The organism is Stenotrophomonas maltophilia R551-3 (genome assembly GCF_000020665.1).
In the GTDB taxonomy this organism is placed as follows: domain Bacteria; phylum Pseudomonadota; class Gammaproteobacteria; order Xanthomonadales; family Xanthomonadaceae; genus Stenotrophomonas; species Stenotrophomonas maltophilia_L.
The window spans coordinates 1369041-1384368 of sequence record NC_011071.1; the positions used below are offsets into that span (position 1 = coordinate 1369041).

At 66.8% G+C, this 15328-nt stretch carries 13 protein-coding genes; 8 read left to right on the forward strand and 5 right to left on the reverse strand.

The window, feature by feature from the left end; genetic code table 11:
* The first annotated feature begins 3 nt into the window (after positions 1-3).
* The 6 genes from creC (at position 4) to SMAL_RS06210 (ending at position 7118) form a co-directional block, all read left to right on the forward strand.
* Entirely contained in the window at positions 4-1464 is a 1461-nt protein-coding gene (gene creC / locus SMAL_RS06185) for a two-component system sensor histidine kinase CreC (RefSeq protein ID WP_012510477.1), read from the forward strand.
* Between the two features lie 81 nt (positions 1465-1545).
* Positions 1546-2865, forward strand: coding sequence for a cell envelope integrity protein CreD (creD, locus tag SMAL_RS06190; RefSeq protein WP_012510478.1), 1320 nt, complete (start codon positions 1546-1548; stop codon positions 2863-2865).
* 10 nt (positions 2866-2875) lie between these two features.
* Positions 2876-3286: a hypothetical protein gene (locus tag SMAL_RS06195; RefSeq protein ID WP_012510479.1), complete on the forward strand. Its 411-nt coding sequence runs from the start codon at positions 2876-2878 to the stop codon at positions 3284-3286.
* A 171-nt stretch (positions 3287-3457) separates the two neighbouring features.
* On the forward strand, positions 3458-5035 hold the full coding sequence (locus SMAL_RS06200) for a M20/M25/M40 family metallo-hydrolase (RefSeq protein ID WP_012510480.1): 1578 nt from the start codon (positions 3458-3460) through the stop codon (positions 5033-5035).
* 153 nt (positions 5036-5188) lie between these two features.
* A complete protein-coding gene (gene gltX / locus SMAL_RS06205) occupies positions 5189-6592 on the forward strand; it encodes a glutamate--tRNA ligase (protein WP_012510481.1) in 1404 nt (467 codons plus the stop codon).
* Between the two features lie 34 nt (positions 6593-6626).
* On the forward strand, positions 6627-7118 hold the full coding sequence (locus SMAL_RS06210) for a Fur family transcriptional regulator (RefSeq protein WP_004150412.1): 492 nt from the start codon (positions 6627-6629) through the stop codon (positions 7116-7118).
* Positions 7119-7210: 92 nt separating this feature from the next.
* On the opposite strand, the gene SMAL_RS06215 is transcribed toward SMAL_RS06210, so the two are convergent.
* From SMAL_RS06215 to SMAL_RS06230, 4 genes are all read right to left on the reverse strand, one after another.
* The gene (locus tag SMAL_RS06215) at positions 7211-8371 is read right to left on the reverse strand and encodes an HlyD family secretion protein (RefSeq protein WP_004150414.1); all 1161 of its coding nucleotides are present in this window, start codon (positions 8369-8371) and stop codon (positions 7211-7213) included.
* A gap of 10 nt (positions 8372-8381) precedes the next feature.
* Entirely contained in the window at positions 8382-10055 is a 1674-nt protein-coding gene (locus tag SMAL_RS06220) for an MFS transporter (protein WP_012510482.1), read from the reverse strand.
* Positions 10055-10621: a TetR/AcrR family transcriptional regulator gene (locus tag SMAL_RS06225; RefSeq protein WP_010483118.1), complete on the reverse strand. Its 567-nt coding sequence runs from the start codon at positions 10619-10621 to the stop codon at positions 10055-10057. Before SMAL_RS06225 ends, SMAL_RS06220 begins: the two co-directional genes overlap by 1 nt.
* Before the next feature lie 229 nt (positions 10622-10850).
* Positions 10851-13055 carry a TonB-dependent receptor gene (locus tag SMAL_RS06230; protein WP_004150460.1) on the reverse strand — a complete coding sequence of 735 codons (2205 nt, stop codon included), beginning with the start codon at positions 13053-13055 and terminating at the stop codon, positions 10851-10853.
* A gap of 136 nt (positions 13056-13191) precedes the next feature.
* Here SMAL_RS06230 and SMAL_RS06235 point away from each other — a divergent pair, with 136 nt between their 5' ends.
* Complete coding sequence (locus SMAL_RS06235; protein WP_008264835.1) at positions 13192-13605, forward strand: MerC domain-containing protein; 414 nt, start codon at positions 13192-13194, stop codon at positions 13603-13605.
* 110 nt (positions 13606-13715) lie between these two features.
* Positions 13716-13895 carry a 30S ribosomal protein THX gene (locus SMAL_RS06240; protein ID WP_004150462.1) on the forward strand — a complete coding sequence of 60 codons (180 nt, stop codon included), beginning with the start codon at positions 13716-13718 and terminating at the stop codon, positions 13893-13895.
* Positions 13896-14048: 153 nt separating this feature from the next.
* Here SMAL_RS06240 and SMAL_RS06245 read toward each other — a convergent pair whose 3' ends face one another.
* On the reverse strand, positions 14049-15302 hold the full coding sequence (locus tag SMAL_RS06245; RefSeq protein ID WP_012510483.1) for an alkaline phosphatase family protein: 1254 nt from the start codon (positions 15300-15302) through the stop codon (positions 14049-14051).
* Between the last annotated feature and the right edge of the window lie 26 nt (positions 15303-15328).

Consider the following 15328-nt stretch of genomic DNA (forward strand, 5'->3'; position numbering starts at 1 on the left):
CCGATGCGCCTGGTGCTGAAGCTGTTCCTCGGCTTCTTCCTGATCACCGGCATCGCCGCGTTCTTTGTGATGCGCGTGTTCGTCAACGAAGTGAAGCCGGGTGTGCGCCAGGCGATGGAATCGACCCTGGTCGACGCGGCCAACGTGCTGGCCGAGATGGCTGCCGCCGACGTCAAGGACGGCACCATCCGCAGCGGCAGCTTCACCCGCAACCTGGCCAAGGCGCGGCAGCGCGACCTGAAGGCGATGGTCTGGCGCTTCCCGAAGCGCTCGCTCGACTACCGGGTGACCATCACCGATGCCAAGGGCATCGTCATCTACGACTCGCTGGGCCGTGACCTGGGCCGTGACAATTCGCGCTGGAACGATGTCTACCGCACCCTGCGTGGCGAGTACGGCGCCCGTTCCAGTCCCGAGATTGCCGGTGAAGAGGGCGATACGGTGATGCACGTGGCGGCACCGGTATACGACCCGGTGGATGGCCGAACCCTGATCGGCGTGCTCAGCCTGGCCCAGCCCAATCGCAGCATCGATCCGTTCATCGCCGCCAGCCAGCGCGCCATCATCGAGCGTGGTGCGTGGCTGATCGGGCTGTCGGCGCTGGTCGGTGTGCTGGTGACGATGTGGCTGACCACTGGCCTTGGCCAGCTCAGCCGCTATGCGCGCGCGGTCACCGCCGGCGAACCGGTGCCACCGCCACGCCGCCGCCGCGACGAGATCGGTGATCTCGGCCAGGCCTTGGAAACCATGCGCCGCAAGCTGGAAGGCAAGGCCTACGTCGAGCAGTACGTGCAGTCACTGACCCACGAGATGAAGAGCCCGCTGGCAGCGATCCGTGGTGCCGCCGAGCTGCTGCAGGAGCCGCTGCCTGAGGCCGACCGCGTGCACTTCGCACGCAGCATCGTCGACCAGCAGGAGCGCCTGACCGAGACCATCGACAAGCTGCTGGCGCTGGCCGAGGTAGAGCAGCACGGCTGGCTGCAGACCCGCGACCCGATCGCCGTGCCGGTGCTGCTGGCCGATGCTGCTGCGGCGGCGCAGGTGCGCGCACAGGCGGCCGGGGTGCAGGTCCGCATCGGCAGTGTGCCCGACCTGCGTGTGCAGGGCGACACCTATCTGCTGCGGCAGGCACTGCACAACCTGATCGACAATGCGATCGCCTTCTCACCGTCGGGCGCGGACATCGCGCTGCACGCAGATCTGGACGGCCAGGGCGTTCGCCTGCAGGTGGCCGACCGCGGTGCCGGCATTCCCGACTATGCGCGCGAACGCATATTCGAACGCTTCTACTCGCTGGCCCGCCCCGGCAGCGGCCGGCGCAGCTCCGGCCTGGGGCTGCCGTTCGTGCAGGAGGTTGCACGCCTGCATGACGGTCGCGCCAGCGTTGACGACCGCGAGGGCGGCGGCACCGTGGCCAGCCTGTGGTTGCCGCTGGTCGTGCCGGGCCAGCGCCCGCGGCGCTGACTTCACACTCGCTTCAAATTCGCCACAAACCCTGCTCACCGCAGCGGTCCATCCTGCAGTCCTCTCCAACGAGGATGGACCATGAAATCCCTGAAGATGCTGCTGCGGTTCGCCATTGTCGGCGGGCTGATCCTGCTGCTGCTGATCCCGCTGATGATGATCCGCGGGGTCATCAACGAGCGCAGCCAGTACCGCGATGAGGCCTTTGCACGGGTGGCCGACAGCCGCGCCGGCGTGCAGCGCCTGGTGGGGCCGGTGCGTGTGGTGCCGTGGGTGGAACGCAAGGAAGTTGAACTGGTCGACTCGCTGGGCGTCAAGAAGACCGAAGTGCAGGTCACCGAGGGCCATTGGCTGCAGATGCCGGCGTCGCTGGATGTCGGTGGCGAGATGCTGCCGAGCCAGCGCGAGGTGGGCCTGTTCAAGGTGCCGGTGTACAGCTGGAACGGCCAGTTGAAGGCCACCTTCGCCGCTGACGACTATCCGGTGAAGGCCGGCCGCAGCTATGGCCAGCCGTACGTGGCGCTGGGCATTTCCGATGTGCGTGGCCTGGTTGGCACACCGAACCTGCGCGTGGATGGCAAGCAGCTGCGCCTGTTGCCGGGCGTTGGTGCGGCCAGCGAGGTCGGTCGTGGCCTGCATGCACCGGTGGCCGGTTTCGCCGAGGATCAGGGCGGCACCCTGGCCGGCAGTACGGTTGAACTGGAGCTGCGCCTGGACGGCAGCCGCATGCTGTCGGTGGTGCCGGTGGGCGATGACACCAAGATCGCATTGCGCTCCAGCTGGCCGCACCCGTCGTTCAGCGGTGCGTTCCTGCCCAACGAGCGTCGCGTCGACGCACAGGGCTTCGACGCACGCTGGGCGGTGTCCTCGCTGGCCTCCGATGCCCAGCGGCAGCTGCGCAGCGACGGTGCGATCGATTCGCAGGCGGTGACGGTGTCGCTGGTCGATCCGGTCGATGCCTATACCCAGGCCGATCGTGCTTCCAAGTACGGCGTGCTGTTCGTGGTGCTGACCTTCGTCGGCTTCATCCTGTTCGAGCTGATCAAGTCGCTGCGCATCCATCCGCTGCAGTACCTGATGGTCGGCCTCGCACTGGCGATCTTCTTCCTGCTGCTGATCAGCCTGTCCGAGCACATCGCCTTCTGGAAGGCGTACCTGGTATCGGCGGTGGCCTGTATCGGCCTGCAGGCGGTGTACCTGGCCAACGTGTTGGGTCACTGGAAGCGCGGCCTGGGCTTCGCTGCGCTGCTGACTGTGTTGTATGGCGCGCTGTATGGCCTGCTGGTATCGGAAAACAACGCGCTGCTGATGGGCTCGCTGCTGCTGTTCGTGATCCTGGCGCTGGCGATGTGGGTGACCCGCCGGGTCGACTGGTACGCGCTCGGCGCGGACCTGAAGTAAGGAGCAGGCCATGAGCTGGCGCCAGGGATTGCGGCAACGGGCACGGCAGGGCATTCCTGCCCTGCTGGAAGTGGATGCGCTGCTGCAGGCACATGGCGTGCTGGCGGCCCTGCCGGGGGCACGGATCGCCCCTGGCCTGGTCCGCTTCCAGCTGGCAGCGGTGACCTGTGAGGGATTGCAGGGCCAGGGACTGGCCTGGCTGCAGGGCGCGCGGCAGGGGCGCGGCGCGCTGGCCGGCAGGGTGCCGCGCTACCGGCCATGGAAGGCCGGGGCGCAGGCGCTGGCCGAGATCGGCATCGGTGGCCTGCCCGAGGACTGGCCTGAGCATGCGGCGGTGTACGGCTGCAGCAGCATCGACCGGCGGCACTGGTTGCTGCTGCTGCCGGAGCGGGCGCAGCTGTGGCTGGGGTGGAGTGGGTGAGGTGGCTTGGCAGGTGCGAACCAACCGCTCTCCAGTGGGTGCGAACCTTGGTTCGCACGCTTCTACCGCCGTCCATGACCGATGGGACGGTATCCGCGCGCCCCTGCTGGCTAGACTCGATGGGTTGATGATCGAGCCGAAGGGCAGGGGTGCGATGTGTTGAAGTGGGGCATGCTGGCCGCAGCGCTGGCGATGGGTGGCAATGCAGGCGCGCAGCAGCGCGAGACGGTGGACCTGGACATGGTCAGCCGCATCCGCCAGGAGGCCTTCCATCGTTCGCAGGTGATGGACACCTTCAGCTACCTCACCGAACGCATCGGCCCGCGCCTGACCAACTCGCCGGCGATGGGCCGCGCCAATGCGTGGACGCGTGGCAAGTTCAACGAATGGAAGCTGGACAACGTCCACGACGAAGCCTTTGATGATTTCGGGCGTGGCTGGGAGTTCACTTCGGCCAGCGTAGAGATGCTCGGTGACCGCGTGCAGCCGCTGCATGCGCTGCCCAAGGCCTGGACCCCCGGTACCAAGGGCCCGGTTGAAGGCGAGCTGGTGCAGGTCGAGATCAAGAAGCCCGAGGACATCGAGAAGTACCGCGGCAAGCTGCGCGGCAAGATCCTGCTGCTGGGCGAGGCGCGCGAATACAAGCGCGGCACCGAGGCGGATTCGCACCGCCACGACGCCACCTCGCTGGAGGGCCTGCAGGAGTTCACCCTGCCCAAGGACAAGGACGCCACCGCCGAGCGCGCGAAGCGGGTCAAGGAGTACCAGGAGCGCCAGCAGCTGGCGACCAAGGTCAATGCGTTCTTCGTGGAAGAAGGCGCGCTGGCCTCGATCAGCATCAGCAGCTGGGACAACGGCATCATCCGCGTTGCCGGTGGTGGCTCGCGAAAGGCCGGTGAGTCGGTGGGCATCCCCGAGCTGGCGATGATCAGCGAACACTTCAATCCGCTGGTGCGCGCGCTGGAGGCCAAGCAGACCGTGCGCCTGCGCGTGGATGTGGCCGCGCGCTTCACCGACGAGGCTGACCAGCCCGGCTACAACACGCTGGCCGAGATCCGTGGCAGCAGCAGGCCCGATGAGGTGGTGATGATCGGCGCGCACCTGGATTCGTGGCACAGCGGTACCGGTGCGGCCGACAACGCGGCCGGCGTGGCGGTGATGATGGAGGCCATGCGCATCCTCAAGGCTACCGGCGCCAAGCCCAAGCGCACCATCCGGGTGGCGCTGTGGAGCGGCGAGGAACAAGGCTTGATCGGCTCGCAGGCTTATGTGGCCAAGCACTTCGGCCGGTTCCCGGAACCCACCGATCCGGCGCAGAAGGCGCTGCCGGCCTCGCTGCGCGAACCGACCGGCGCGCTGCAGAAGACCCGCGACTACAGCAAGTTCCAGGTCTACTTCAACATGGACAACGGCTCGGGCCGCTTCCGTGGCATCTATGCGCAGGAAAACCTCGCAGCGATGCCGATCTTCGAAGCCTGGCTGGCGCCGTTCCATGACGTCGGCGCCACCACCGTGGCCACCCGCAACACCGGCAGCACCGATCACATCAGCTTCGACCGCATCGGCCTGCCGGGCTTCCAGTTCATCCAGGACCGGCTGGACTACTTCACCAACGTCCACCACAGCCACCTCGATACCTGGGATCACGCCGAGCCGGAAGACCTGAAGCAGGCCGCGGCCATCGTCGCCTCGTTCGCCTACAACGCCGCGACGCGCGAGCAGTCCTTCCCACGCAAGGTAGAACCGTAAAAGGGGACGGAGGGGATTAAGTCGTTTCTCCCCTCCGTTTCCCGGCCGCAGCTCCAGGAGCTGGGCAATCGCGACTTAATCCCCTCCGTCCCCTTTTTCCGTAGGCGGCGGTGGGCTGGTAAAATCGGGGGATTCCCGTTCCTCGAGCCGTCCATGACCTGCCGCACCCGCTTCGCCCCCAGTCCCACCGGCTACCTGCACATCGGTGGTGCCCGCACTGCGCTGTACTGCTGGCTGGAGGCCCGCCACCGTGGCGGCGAGTTCGTGCTGCGCATCGAGGACACCGACCGTGAGCGCAGCACCCAGGGCGCGATCGACGCGATCCTGGAGGCGATGGAGTGGCTGGGCCTGGACTATGACGAAGGCCCGATCTACCAGACCGACCGCGTCGCCCGCTACCTGGAAGTGGCCGAGCAGCTGGTGGCCGACGGCAAGGCCTACTACGCCTACGAGACCCGCGAAGAGCTCGATGCGATGCGCGAGGCGGCCATGGCCAAGCAGGAAAAGCCGCGCTACAACGGCGCCGCGCGCGAGCTGGGCCTGCCGCGCAAGGACGACCCGAACCGCGTCATCCGCTTCAAGAACCCGCTGCAAGGCACCGTGGTGTTCGACGACCTGATCAAGGGCCGCATCGAGATCGCCAACAGCGAGCTGGACGACATGGTCATCTTCCGCCCGGACGGCTTCCCTACCTACAACTTCGCGGTGGTGGTGGACGACTGGGACATGGGCATCACCGAGGTCATCCGCGGTGACGACCACATCAACAACACCCCGCGCCAGATCAACCTGTACGAAGGCATCGGCGCGCCGGTACCGAAGTTCGGCCATATGCCGATGATCCTGGACGAGCAGGGCGCCAAGCTGTCCAAGCGCACCGGCGCGGCCGACGTGATGCAGTACAAGGACGCCGGCTACCTGCCCGACGCGCTGCTGAGCTACCTGGCCCGCCTGGGCTGGTCGCACGGTGACCAGGAGCTGTTCAGCCGCCAGGAGCTGATCGAGCTGTTCGATGTGAAGGACTGCAATTCCAAGGCCTCGCGCCTGGACATGGCCAAGCTGGGCTGGGTCAACCAGCACTTCCTGAAGACCGAGGACGTGGCCGCCATCGTCCCGCACCTGGTCTACCAGCTGCAGAAGCTGGGCCTGGACGTGGCCGCCGGCCCCGCCCCGGAGGACGTGGTGATCGCCCTGCGTGAACGCGTACAGACCCTGAAGGAAATGGCCGAGAAGGCCGTGGTCTGGTACCAGCCGCTGACCGAGTACGACGAAGCGGCGGTGGCCAAGCACTTCAAGGCCGGTGCCGAAGTGGCGCTGGGCAAGGCCCGCGAACTGCTGGCGGCGCTGCCGGAGTGGACCGCCGAGGCGGTGGGCGTAGCCCTGCACGACACCGCCGCCGCGCTGGAGATGGGCATGGGCAAGGTCGCCCAGCCGCTGCGCGTGGCCATCACCGGCACCCAGGTCAGTCCTGACATTTCCCATACTGTGTATCTGGCCGGACGCGATCAGGCCTTGAAACGCATTGATGTGGCCATCACCAAGGTAGCAACGGCCTGAGGCATCCTTGCCAGGCCCGAACCGGAGAACACGCATGCCCGCCAAGACCGCCACAGCCTGTACCGCCCCGCACCACCACGTCCACGACGCATCGGATTTCGTGGCGGTGGTCGAGCGTGTCTCGCGCGAACGCGGGCTGCGCCTGACCCCGATCCGCGCCAACGTGCTGAAGCTGATCGCCGAGGCCGGCAAGCCGGTCAAGGCCTATGAACTGCTGGAATGGGTGCGCAACGGCAAGGGCGTGGGCGCTGATGCCCCGCCCACCGTCTACCGTGCGCTCGACTTCCTGATGGCCAATGGCTTCGTGCACAAGCTGGAGTCGGTGAATGCCTTCGTGGCCTGCCACCACCCCAGCAGCGCCGCGCACTCGGTGCCGTTCCTGATCTGCAACAGCTGCCACAGCGCGGTGGAACTGGAAGACCGCGAGATCGTCACCCAGCTGGAAAAGCGTGCCAAGGAGCTGGGTTTCCAGCCGCAGGCACAGACCCTGGAAGTGCACGGCCTCTGCGCGCGCTGCGCCGGGTAACGCAACGGTAGTGCCGGCCGCTGGCCGGCATAGGAGCGGGATCAGATCCCTTTGCCATTGGCAAAGGGATCTGACCCCGTTTCATGACAAGGCTAGTCCATCGGCTTGCTCGCGGTATCCACCCGCACGATCACCGACATGCCAGGCCGCAGCTGCGCGGCCAGTTTCTGGCCTTCATTGATCGATATCCGCACCGGCAGCCGCTGCACCACCTTGGTGAAGTTGCCGCTGGCGTTGTCAGGGCGCAGCACGCTGAATTCCGACCCGGTGGCTGGCGCGATCTCCTGCACGCGGCCGCGCAGCACCTGGCCCTGGAACGCGTCCACCGAGAACGTGGCCGGCTGACCGATCGCCATCCCCCAGGTCTGGCCTTCCTTGTAGTTGGCCACCACCCATAGCGTGTCAGGTACCAGGAACAGCAGCTGCGAACCGGCGGCGACGTACTGGCCCACGCGCACGCTGGCTTCGCTGATCTGGCCGTCGCGCGGTGCGTGGATCACCGTGTTGGCCAGGTCGATGCGCGCCAGTTCCAGTTGTGCCTGTGCGCTTTCCACCTGTGCCTCCAGGCTCTTGCGCGCCACCTGGGTCGACACCAGCGTTTCCTCGGCGATGCGGATCTGCGCCTGCGACTGCTGCACGCTGGCCTGTGCCGAGGCCTGGGTGGTCCGGAACTTGTCGCGGTCGTTGATCGATACGAGCTGCTGCGCGGCCAGCTCCTCGTAGCGCTTCAGCTCGTTGCGCGAGCGTTGCAGCTCCGCCTGGCCGGCTGACAGCGTGGCCTGCGCAGAGGCGATCTGCGCACGGTTCTGCGCCTGCGACTGGTCCGAGTTGGCCAGTGCCGCGCGTGCGCTGTCCAGGGTCGCCTGCGCCTGGGCGACACGCTGCGTGTAGATGCGGTCATCGATGCGCAGCAGCGGCTCGCCCTCCGTCACGTGCTGGAAGTCCTTCACCAGCACTTCGGTCACGTAACCGTTCACCTGTGGCGCCATCACCGTGATCTGTCCGCGTACATAAGCGTTGTCGGTCACCATCACGCTGCTGGTGAACGGCCACAGGTGCCAGGCACGCAGGATCAACGCGATGCCCAGCAGCGCCACTACCACCATCACCACCACGCTGCGCGCGCTGGGCTTGAGATATTTCGGCGCGGCAGCCGGTGCCGCTGGCGTGGGCGCTGGTGCCGCATCGGTCGGCGGCGGTGGAGTGACGTTGTCGGCGTCGATGTCGTCGGGGCGGGGCGGAACGGGAGGCATGGAAGAGGACTCAGCGGGGTGCGGCCGGCGTGGCCGCAGCGAGGGAGGTGGGGTGGCGCTTGCGCCATTGCTTGAGCACGGCGGTGCGCAGTGACAGCAGCAGCAACCAGCACAGGAAGCCGATCGCCAGCCAGCCGCTGAGGGTGAACACGTCGTTGAAGCCACGCACGTTGGCTTCGCGGCGCGTGGTCTGCGCCAGCTGCGCGTTGCCCTGCGCACTGCGCAGCACCGGGTCGGTGACCTGGGCGCTGTACAGTTGTTGCTGGATGCGCAGGCGCTGCGCCACCACCGGGTCGGCCGGGTCGAGCTGGCTGGTCAACGCGCTGGAGTACAGCTGCTCGCGGTGCAGCTGGAAGGTACCCAGCACCGCCGAACCGGCCAGGCCGCCCAGCGTCTGGGTGATCGACAGCGTCACCAGGAAGGTGATCATGTGGTCCACGCCCTGCTTCAGCGCGGCGGAAATGCCGAGCATGATCAGCGGGCCCATGAACATGCCGGCACCCACCGAAGCCAGGAACTGGCTGACGTAGAAATCGTGCGGCCGATCCATGCTGGTGCGGTGCTGGTCGAAGAAGGCGGCAGCGCCCAGCAGCAGGATCGCCATCAGCAGCTGGGCGATCAGCCGCTTCGGGCCGAAGGTCAGCGATGCACCGGCGATGCCGGTGACCACGCCCGCGAGGATCACCACGAACAGCGGGCGCATCTGGTCCGGGCCCATGCCCAGCGTGCGCATCAGGTTGACCACGCCATAGGACTGTTCGGTGGTCAGGAAGCGGATCAGGAACGCGCCGACGATGAAGTGCAGTACCGGCAGCTTCGACAGCCAGCGGATCTGCAGCAGCGGATTGCGCCGGTAATGTTCGATGATGAAGGCGGTGGTGGACAGCGCGATCGAGGCGACCAGCGCCCAGCCCAGCCACGGTGTGTTGAGCCACCAGCGGGTGTAGCCCTGCGCCAGCACGATCACCAGCAGGGCGACGGCGGGGGCGAGCAGGGCGAAGGTGAGGAAGTCCAGCGGCTCGAAGGCTTTCACCTGGATGCCGGGCGGCAGCTTCAGCACCACCACCGCCGCGAACGCGCACAGCGCCAGCCCGGCTTCGAACGAATACAGCTGGTGCCACTGGCCGGTATCGACCAGGCCTGGCGAGACGATCCAGGCGATCGGCACCGCCAGCTGCGAGAGGCCCACGCCAACCACCAGCAGGTTGCCGGTGAATCGGCGTGGCAGCGCCTGCAGCATGTACAGCGTGCCCAGTGTCGAACAGGCCGCGCCGGCGAAGCCGCTGGCGGCACGGGTCAGCATCGTGGTCTCGAAGCTGCCGACGAACAGATGCAGGACGGCCAGAGCTGCGTACAGCCCCAGCCCGATCTCGGCGAACAGGCGGATGCCGTACTGCTGGCGGAACTTGAAGGCCAGCAGGTTGGCCGTGACGTTGACCATGGCATAGGCCGCCACCAGCCAGCTGCCCTGGGTCGGGGTCAGTGCCAGCTGGCCCTGCAGGAAGGGCAGGTTGGCGGTGACCAGCGCATTGCCGAGGCCACCGGTGATCGCCACCAGCAGCGACACCAGTGCGTAGGCCACACGTCGATACGGTGGGTGCCAGGGCATCGACGCCGAACCGGGCATGGTCGGCTTCTCGTGCTCCTCCCAATCCGGAACCGGCTTCAGATACGGCTGGACCATCAGCGGGCCTCGCTGGTTGCTCCCTGGAGACCCCCGCGCAGCAGCTGCAGGGCACGCCCGGCAAGGTGGGCGCGCTCGTCGCGGGTTTTGCCGCGCAGGGCTGCGCCCAGCATGCCCGAGATCAGTGAAATGTCCGTCTTCTCCAGGTCGGCACGGCACAGTCCGGCGGCCTTGGCACGGGCGATCGGTGCTTCCAGCAGATCGCGCACGGTCTCGCGCGCGGTGCGCATGGCCGGCACGTCCGAATCGACTGCACGCCAGTAATCGGCCAGTGCCGGCGAATCGATGATGCGCTGGGCCATACCCTCGAACACTTCGAACAGGGCATCGTCGCGGTCGCCGAGCTGCTCGACCTGGCGCCGGATGCGATCGACCGTACGTTGCAGCAGTGCCTGGATCAGCGCGGTGCGGTCGGGGAAGTTGCGGTACAGGGTGGCGCGGCCCACCTGGGCGCGTTCGACCACCAGGTCCAGCGGGGCGGTGACACCGTGTTGGCCGAACACATGATCGGCGGCGTCGAGGATAAGGGCGCGGCGGGCAGCAGCATCGGCACGTTGGGCTGTCATGGGTTCATTTTCGGACAAAAGTGTCCGATTGGCGAGACATTGAGTGACGGGATTGTCCGCTTGTTGTGGTACGCACATCTTTGTGACGGATGCGTGATGGACGCTGCACAGAGAGATGGGGGCCAGAAGGCCCCCATCGAATCTGCTTGCAGTGGATCCACGCCATGCGTGGTCTGAGGCTGGGGTCAGAGCCCATTCCTGAGGAATGGGATCCGACCCCGCGGCACGATCAGAAGAACGCGCGGATGCCGAATGCGACACCGCGGCCCGGCAGCGGCGAGTAGTCACGCAGCAGCGAGGTATGCGGACGCACTTCGCGGTTGGTCAGGTTGCTGCCATCCAGGAACACCTCGTAGCTGTTGCTCGCGTTGCGATCCCAGCGGTAGGCCAGGTGCGCGTCGACCAGGGTGTAGCCGTCGCTCGGCGCTTCGTTCTGGGCGACATCCTTCTGGCGGCTGTAGCGGACCGCACCGACCGAGGCGCGCCAGCCGTCCTTCGACCAGCGCAGATCGGCGCCGACGCGGGCCGGGGCGATACGCGGCAGGTAGCCGGTGTTGGCCAGCTCCACGCTGTAGTTGTGGTTGTGGTCGCCATGCGGCACGGCGATGTCGAGGTTGCGGCTGCCGCTGCCATCCAGCTTGGCCTTCACATAGTCGCCGAACACGCGCAGGTCCCAATCACCGGCGCCGCCTTCAAACAGGTGCACCAGCGCTTCGGCTTCGGCACCGCGGAACACCGCATCCTGCTGCGTCCAGGCGCGGACCGGCAGGCCCTCGGTGACGCCGGTGTCGGCCAGGTAGATGAAGTCCTTGAACCTGGTCTGGTAGACCGACGCGGAGAAGTCCAGGCGTTCGCTGTGGGTGTGGATACCCAGTTCCACGCGCTGGCCGCGCTCGGTCTTCAGGTTGGCGTCGCCGATTTCCAGCGAGCGGGTGGCGATATGCGCGCCGGCGGCATACAGCTCTTCGTTGGTCGGTGCACGCTCGGAGCTGTCTACGCCGATGCGCAGGTCGACGGTGTCGTTGAGCTTCCAGATGCCGGCCGCAGACAGGTTGGTGGCGCCGAAGGTGCGGCGGCGATAGTCACCGGTCGGGTCCAGCTTGACCTGGTCGTGGCGGCCGCCCAGTTCCAGCTTGAACGGGCCGAACTGTTTTTCCTGCAGTACGAACAGGCCGATGTTCCTGGTGCCGGTATCCGGAACGAACGCCTCTTCGCCCTTGGCACCGAAATCACTGTTGCCGAACTGCAGGCCGAAGGCGCCGTCCCAGCCACCGATCTGCTGCTGCACCGCTTCCAGGCGCGCCTCGATGCCACGGTTGGTGAAGCGGGTGGACGGCGTGCCGGCTTCCAGCTCCACGTGTTCGTAGTCGGTGTAGGCCACGCGTGCATTGATGTTCTTCAGGAACGAGACCGGGTTGTAGATGCCGGCCTTGGTCTCGAAGCGGTTCTGCACCATGTCGATGCGCACGTCATGCTCGTCGCCGCCTTCCTCTTCATCGCCATGGTCGTGGCCGTGGTCATGGCCATGATCATCGCCATCGGCATGCACGTGCGCGCCATTGGGAATGCCGTAGTTGGTGCGATAGGTGCTGGCCGATACGCCGAAGTAGCCGCCGTCGCCCAGCCAGGTCGCGCCGACGCCGCCGGCGCGGGTGCGGATGGAGCTGTTGTCGAGGCGGCCGCGGCGCGGCTCTTCGCCTTCCTCGCCCGCGTGCTCATGGTCGTGATCGTGATGGTCTTCAAGGCTGTCGATCACTGCATAGCCGGGAATGCGGTAGTCGTCGCCGTTGCGGACCAGGCCGTCAACATGCAGCACGACATTGCCGCTGACGCCATCGAGGCGGAACATGCCGCTGCGCTCGTTGTTCACCGAATTGCCGCGCAGTTCGGCGCGGCCGCTGAGCGGGCGCTCCGGCAGTTCGCGCGCGATGCGGCCATCCACCACATTGACCGCGCCACCGATCGCGCCGCTGCCGAACAGCAGCGTGGCCGGGCCCTTCAGCACTTCGATCTGGTCGGCCAGGAAAGGCTCGATGCTGGTGGCATGGTCGGCGCTGACGGTGGAGGCATCCATGTTGCCCATGCCATTGGACAGCACGGCCACGCGCGGGCCTTCCTGGCCGCGGATGATCGGGCGACCGACACCGGGGCCGAAGAAGGTGCTCTGCACGCCGGGCAGCTTGGCTACGGTATCGCCCAGGGTGCCGGCCTTCTGCTCGTCCAGGCGTTCGCCGGCCAGCACATCAACCGGGCGCGCCAGCGATTCGGCATCGCCCTGCAGCGGCGAGGCAGTCACCTGCACCGACGACAGTTCGGTCAGGTGGCGGTCACGATGCGAGGAGTCCTGGCCGGCTGCAAAAGCGACGGACGGCAGGAGGGTGGCGAGGGCCAGGGCCAGGGAATGCGGCTTGAGCCGCGGGGTGTGGGCGGGCATGAAAGAGTCCTTTGTTACTGTATATCAATCGCTGGGCGCACGAATCCCGTCGGCGGGACAGGGGGGAGGGAAACCGTGCGGGTCGGGAATGGATGTTATATTATTCCATAACGATTCGCCGACCCTGCTGGAAGTCATGTCCCTGTCCTCACGCCTGCGCCACCTGCTTGACCGTTTCGGCGCCACCGGTTCGATGCTGTGCGCGGTGCACTGCGCAGTGATCCCCGTGCTGCTGGCGGCGGCGCCGTCGCTGGGCCTGTCGTTCTGGCTGAGCGATGGGGTGGAACAGGCGCTGGTGGTGTTCGTCACCCTGCTGGGGCTGTTCAGCCTGGTCTGGGGTTATCGCCGGCATGGCGCACTGCGCGCGCTGGGCTTCCTGATTCCCGGCCTGGTCGCGTTGTGGGCTGGCGTGCTGTACGACCCGCTGCACCACAACGCGGTGCCACATGCGGTGGTGATGACCATCGGCGGCTTGCTGGTCGGTGTCGCGCACCTGGTCAACCTGCGCCTCAACCACGGCCACGTACACGACGCCAGCTGCGCGCACTAGGCGCTCCGTGATAGGCTTTCTGATCGTGCGCGGGGGCGCCCAGCAAGGCGGCCCCGCCGAACCCGTGTCAGTACGGGGTAACCAGATTTCACATTTGAGGAGTTGAAGACATGGGTAAGGGTGACCGCAAGACCGCCAAGGGCAAGCGCTACAACGCCAGCTACGGCAACGCCCGTTCGCACACCGCGAGCAAGGTCGCCGTAGGCGCCGCCGCCCCGGTTGCCAAGAAGACCGTGGCCAAGGCTCCGGCGAAGAAGGCTGTGGCGAAGAAGGCCGTCGCCAAGGCCTGATCCGGCTGGTCGACCGCTTCAAAGAAAAACGCGGCGCCTGGCGCCGCGTTTTTTTGTGCTCGTCGTTCCGCTTGCTGCGTTCGCCGGGCATGGCCCGGCGCTACCCATTGCTGGCACTGTAGCGCCGGACCATGCACGGCGGATGACGTACGATCAGCGCAGCGTCTTCGTCAGCGTCTCCGCATTCCCGTCGTTCGGCGCCGCCGGTACCTGCAGCAGGTGCGCCAGCAGCGGGTAGACGTCGACATTGTCGAAGCCGTCGATCACCAGGCCCTGGCGGAACGACGGGCCGCTGGCCACGAACACCGCACGCATCGACGGCAGGGCATTGTCATAGCCGTGCGAGCCACGATCCTGATGGTCGCGCTTGGCGATCTTCTCCTGATGCAGGGCATCCCAGCCTTCATCCATCACGCAGACAATGGCGGGAACGCGCGGATGAGTGCCGTAGTGCAGGCGCGCCGGCAGATTCTCTTTCTTCCAGCACTCATACCGGTCGTGACGACCGAGCAGGGCGCGCTCGGCGGCGGCCTCGTGACCGACCAACGGCGCAAAACCCACCGACTGGCCCTGGCTGACGTTGCGTGCGATGGCCGGGTCGACCATTGATTCGGTGGAGATCACCTGGCCGACCGGGACGCTGGCCATGCCATGGTCGGAGACCACGATCACGTTGGTGGTCGCGGCCAGGCCGCGTTGCTGCAGGCCGTCGAGTACCTGGCCGATGATCTGGTCGGCGCGCACGATGGCGTCGGCGTACTGCTTCGATTCGGGGCCGTAGTTGTGGCCGGCCTTGTCCACGTGTTCCATGTACAGCGTAGTCAGGCGCGGTGCGTCGGCATCGGTCTGTGCAAGCCAGTCCAGCACGGTGCCCGCGCGTTGTTCCAGCGGTTCCTTGCCGTCGTACACGCGCCACTGGCTCGGGCGCACACCGCGGATTTCCGATTCACTGCCCGGCCACGAGGTGGTGGCCGAACGCACCCCGGCGTTCTCGGCGCCGACCCAGATCGGTTCGCCGCCCCACCAGCCGCTGGTGGTGACCGCCTCACGGTTGCTCAGCTCGAACCGGCCCAACGCTGCATCGTCCATGCTGTTGTTGACGATGCCGTGGTGGTCCGGGCGCAGGCCGGTGACGATGGTGTAGTGGTTGGGGAAGGTCAGCGACGGATAGGACGGGGTCATCCAGCGTGCACGCACGCCGCCGTCGATCAGTCGCTGCAGGTTCGGGGTCAGGCCGCGGTCCAGCGCATCGGCGCGCAGGCCGTCGATGGAGATCAGCAGCAGCTTCGGCGGTGCAGCCGCAGCGACGGAAGTGGGAACGGAGGTGGAAGGGGCGGGCGCGGTGGTGGTGCAGGCCGCCAATGGCAGCAGCAGCGCCAGCGCGCAGGTCAGGCGTACGGAAGTCATCCGCGCATGATAAGCCGGCGCAATGA

What these genes read in the sequence shown, in the direction of transcription:
- SMAL_RS06220 (WP_012510482.1), bottom strand. Translation starts at nt 10,055, where the DNA reads ATGGTCCAGCCGTATCTGAAGCCGGTTCCGGATTGGGAGGAGCACGAG.
- SMAL_RS06195 (WP_012510479.1), top strand. Translation starts at nt 2,876, where the DNA reads ATGAGCTGGCGCCAGGGATTGCGGCAACGGGCACGGCAGGGCATTCCT.
- creD (WP_012510478.1), top strand. Translation starts at nt 1,546, where the DNA reads ATGAAATCCCTGAAGATGCTGCTGCGGTTCGCCATTGTCGGCGGGCTG.
- SMAL_RS06230 (WP_004150460.1), bottom strand. Translation starts at nt 13,055, where the DNA reads ATGCCCGCCCACACCCCGCGGCTCAAGCCGCATTCCCTGGCCCTGGCC.
- SMAL_RS06240 (WP_004150462.1), top strand. Translation starts at nt 13,716, where the DNA reads ATGGGTAAGGGTGACCGCAAGACCGCCAAGGGCAAGCGCTACAACGCC.
- SMAL_RS06225 (WP_010483118.1), bottom strand. Translation starts at nt 10,621, where the DNA reads ATGACAGCCCAACGTGCCGATGCTGCTGCCCGCCGCGCCCTTATCCTC.
- SMAL_RS06245 (WP_012510483.1), bottom strand. Translation starts at nt 15,302, where the DNA reads ATGACTTCCGTACGCCTGACCTGCGCGCTGGCGCTGCTGCTGCCATTG.
- SMAL_RS06215 (WP_004150414.1), bottom strand. Translation starts at nt 8,371, where the DNA reads ATGCCTCCCGTTCCGCCCCGCCCCGACGACATCGACGCCGACAACGTC.
- SMAL_RS06210 (WP_004150412.1), top strand. Translation starts at nt 6,627, where the DNA reads ATGCCCGCCAAGACCGCCACAGCCTGTACCGCCCCGCACCACCACGTC.
- SMAL_RS06200 (WP_012510480.1), top strand. Translation starts at nt 3,458, where the DNA reads ATGCTGGCCGCAGCGCTGGCGATGGGTGGCAATGCAGGCGCGCAGCAG.
- gltX (WP_012510481.1), top strand. Translation starts at nt 5,189, where the DNA reads ATGACCTGCCGCACCCGCTTCGCCCCCAGTCCCACCGGCTACCTGCAC.
- creC (WP_012510477.1), top strand. Translation starts at nt 4, where the DNA reads ATGCGCCTGGTGCTGAAGCTGTTCCTCGGCTTCTTCCTGATCACCGGC.
- SMAL_RS06235 (WP_008264835.1), top strand. Translation starts at nt 13,192, where the DNA reads ATGTCCCTGTCCTCACGCCTGCGCCACCTGCTTGACCGTTTCGGCGCC.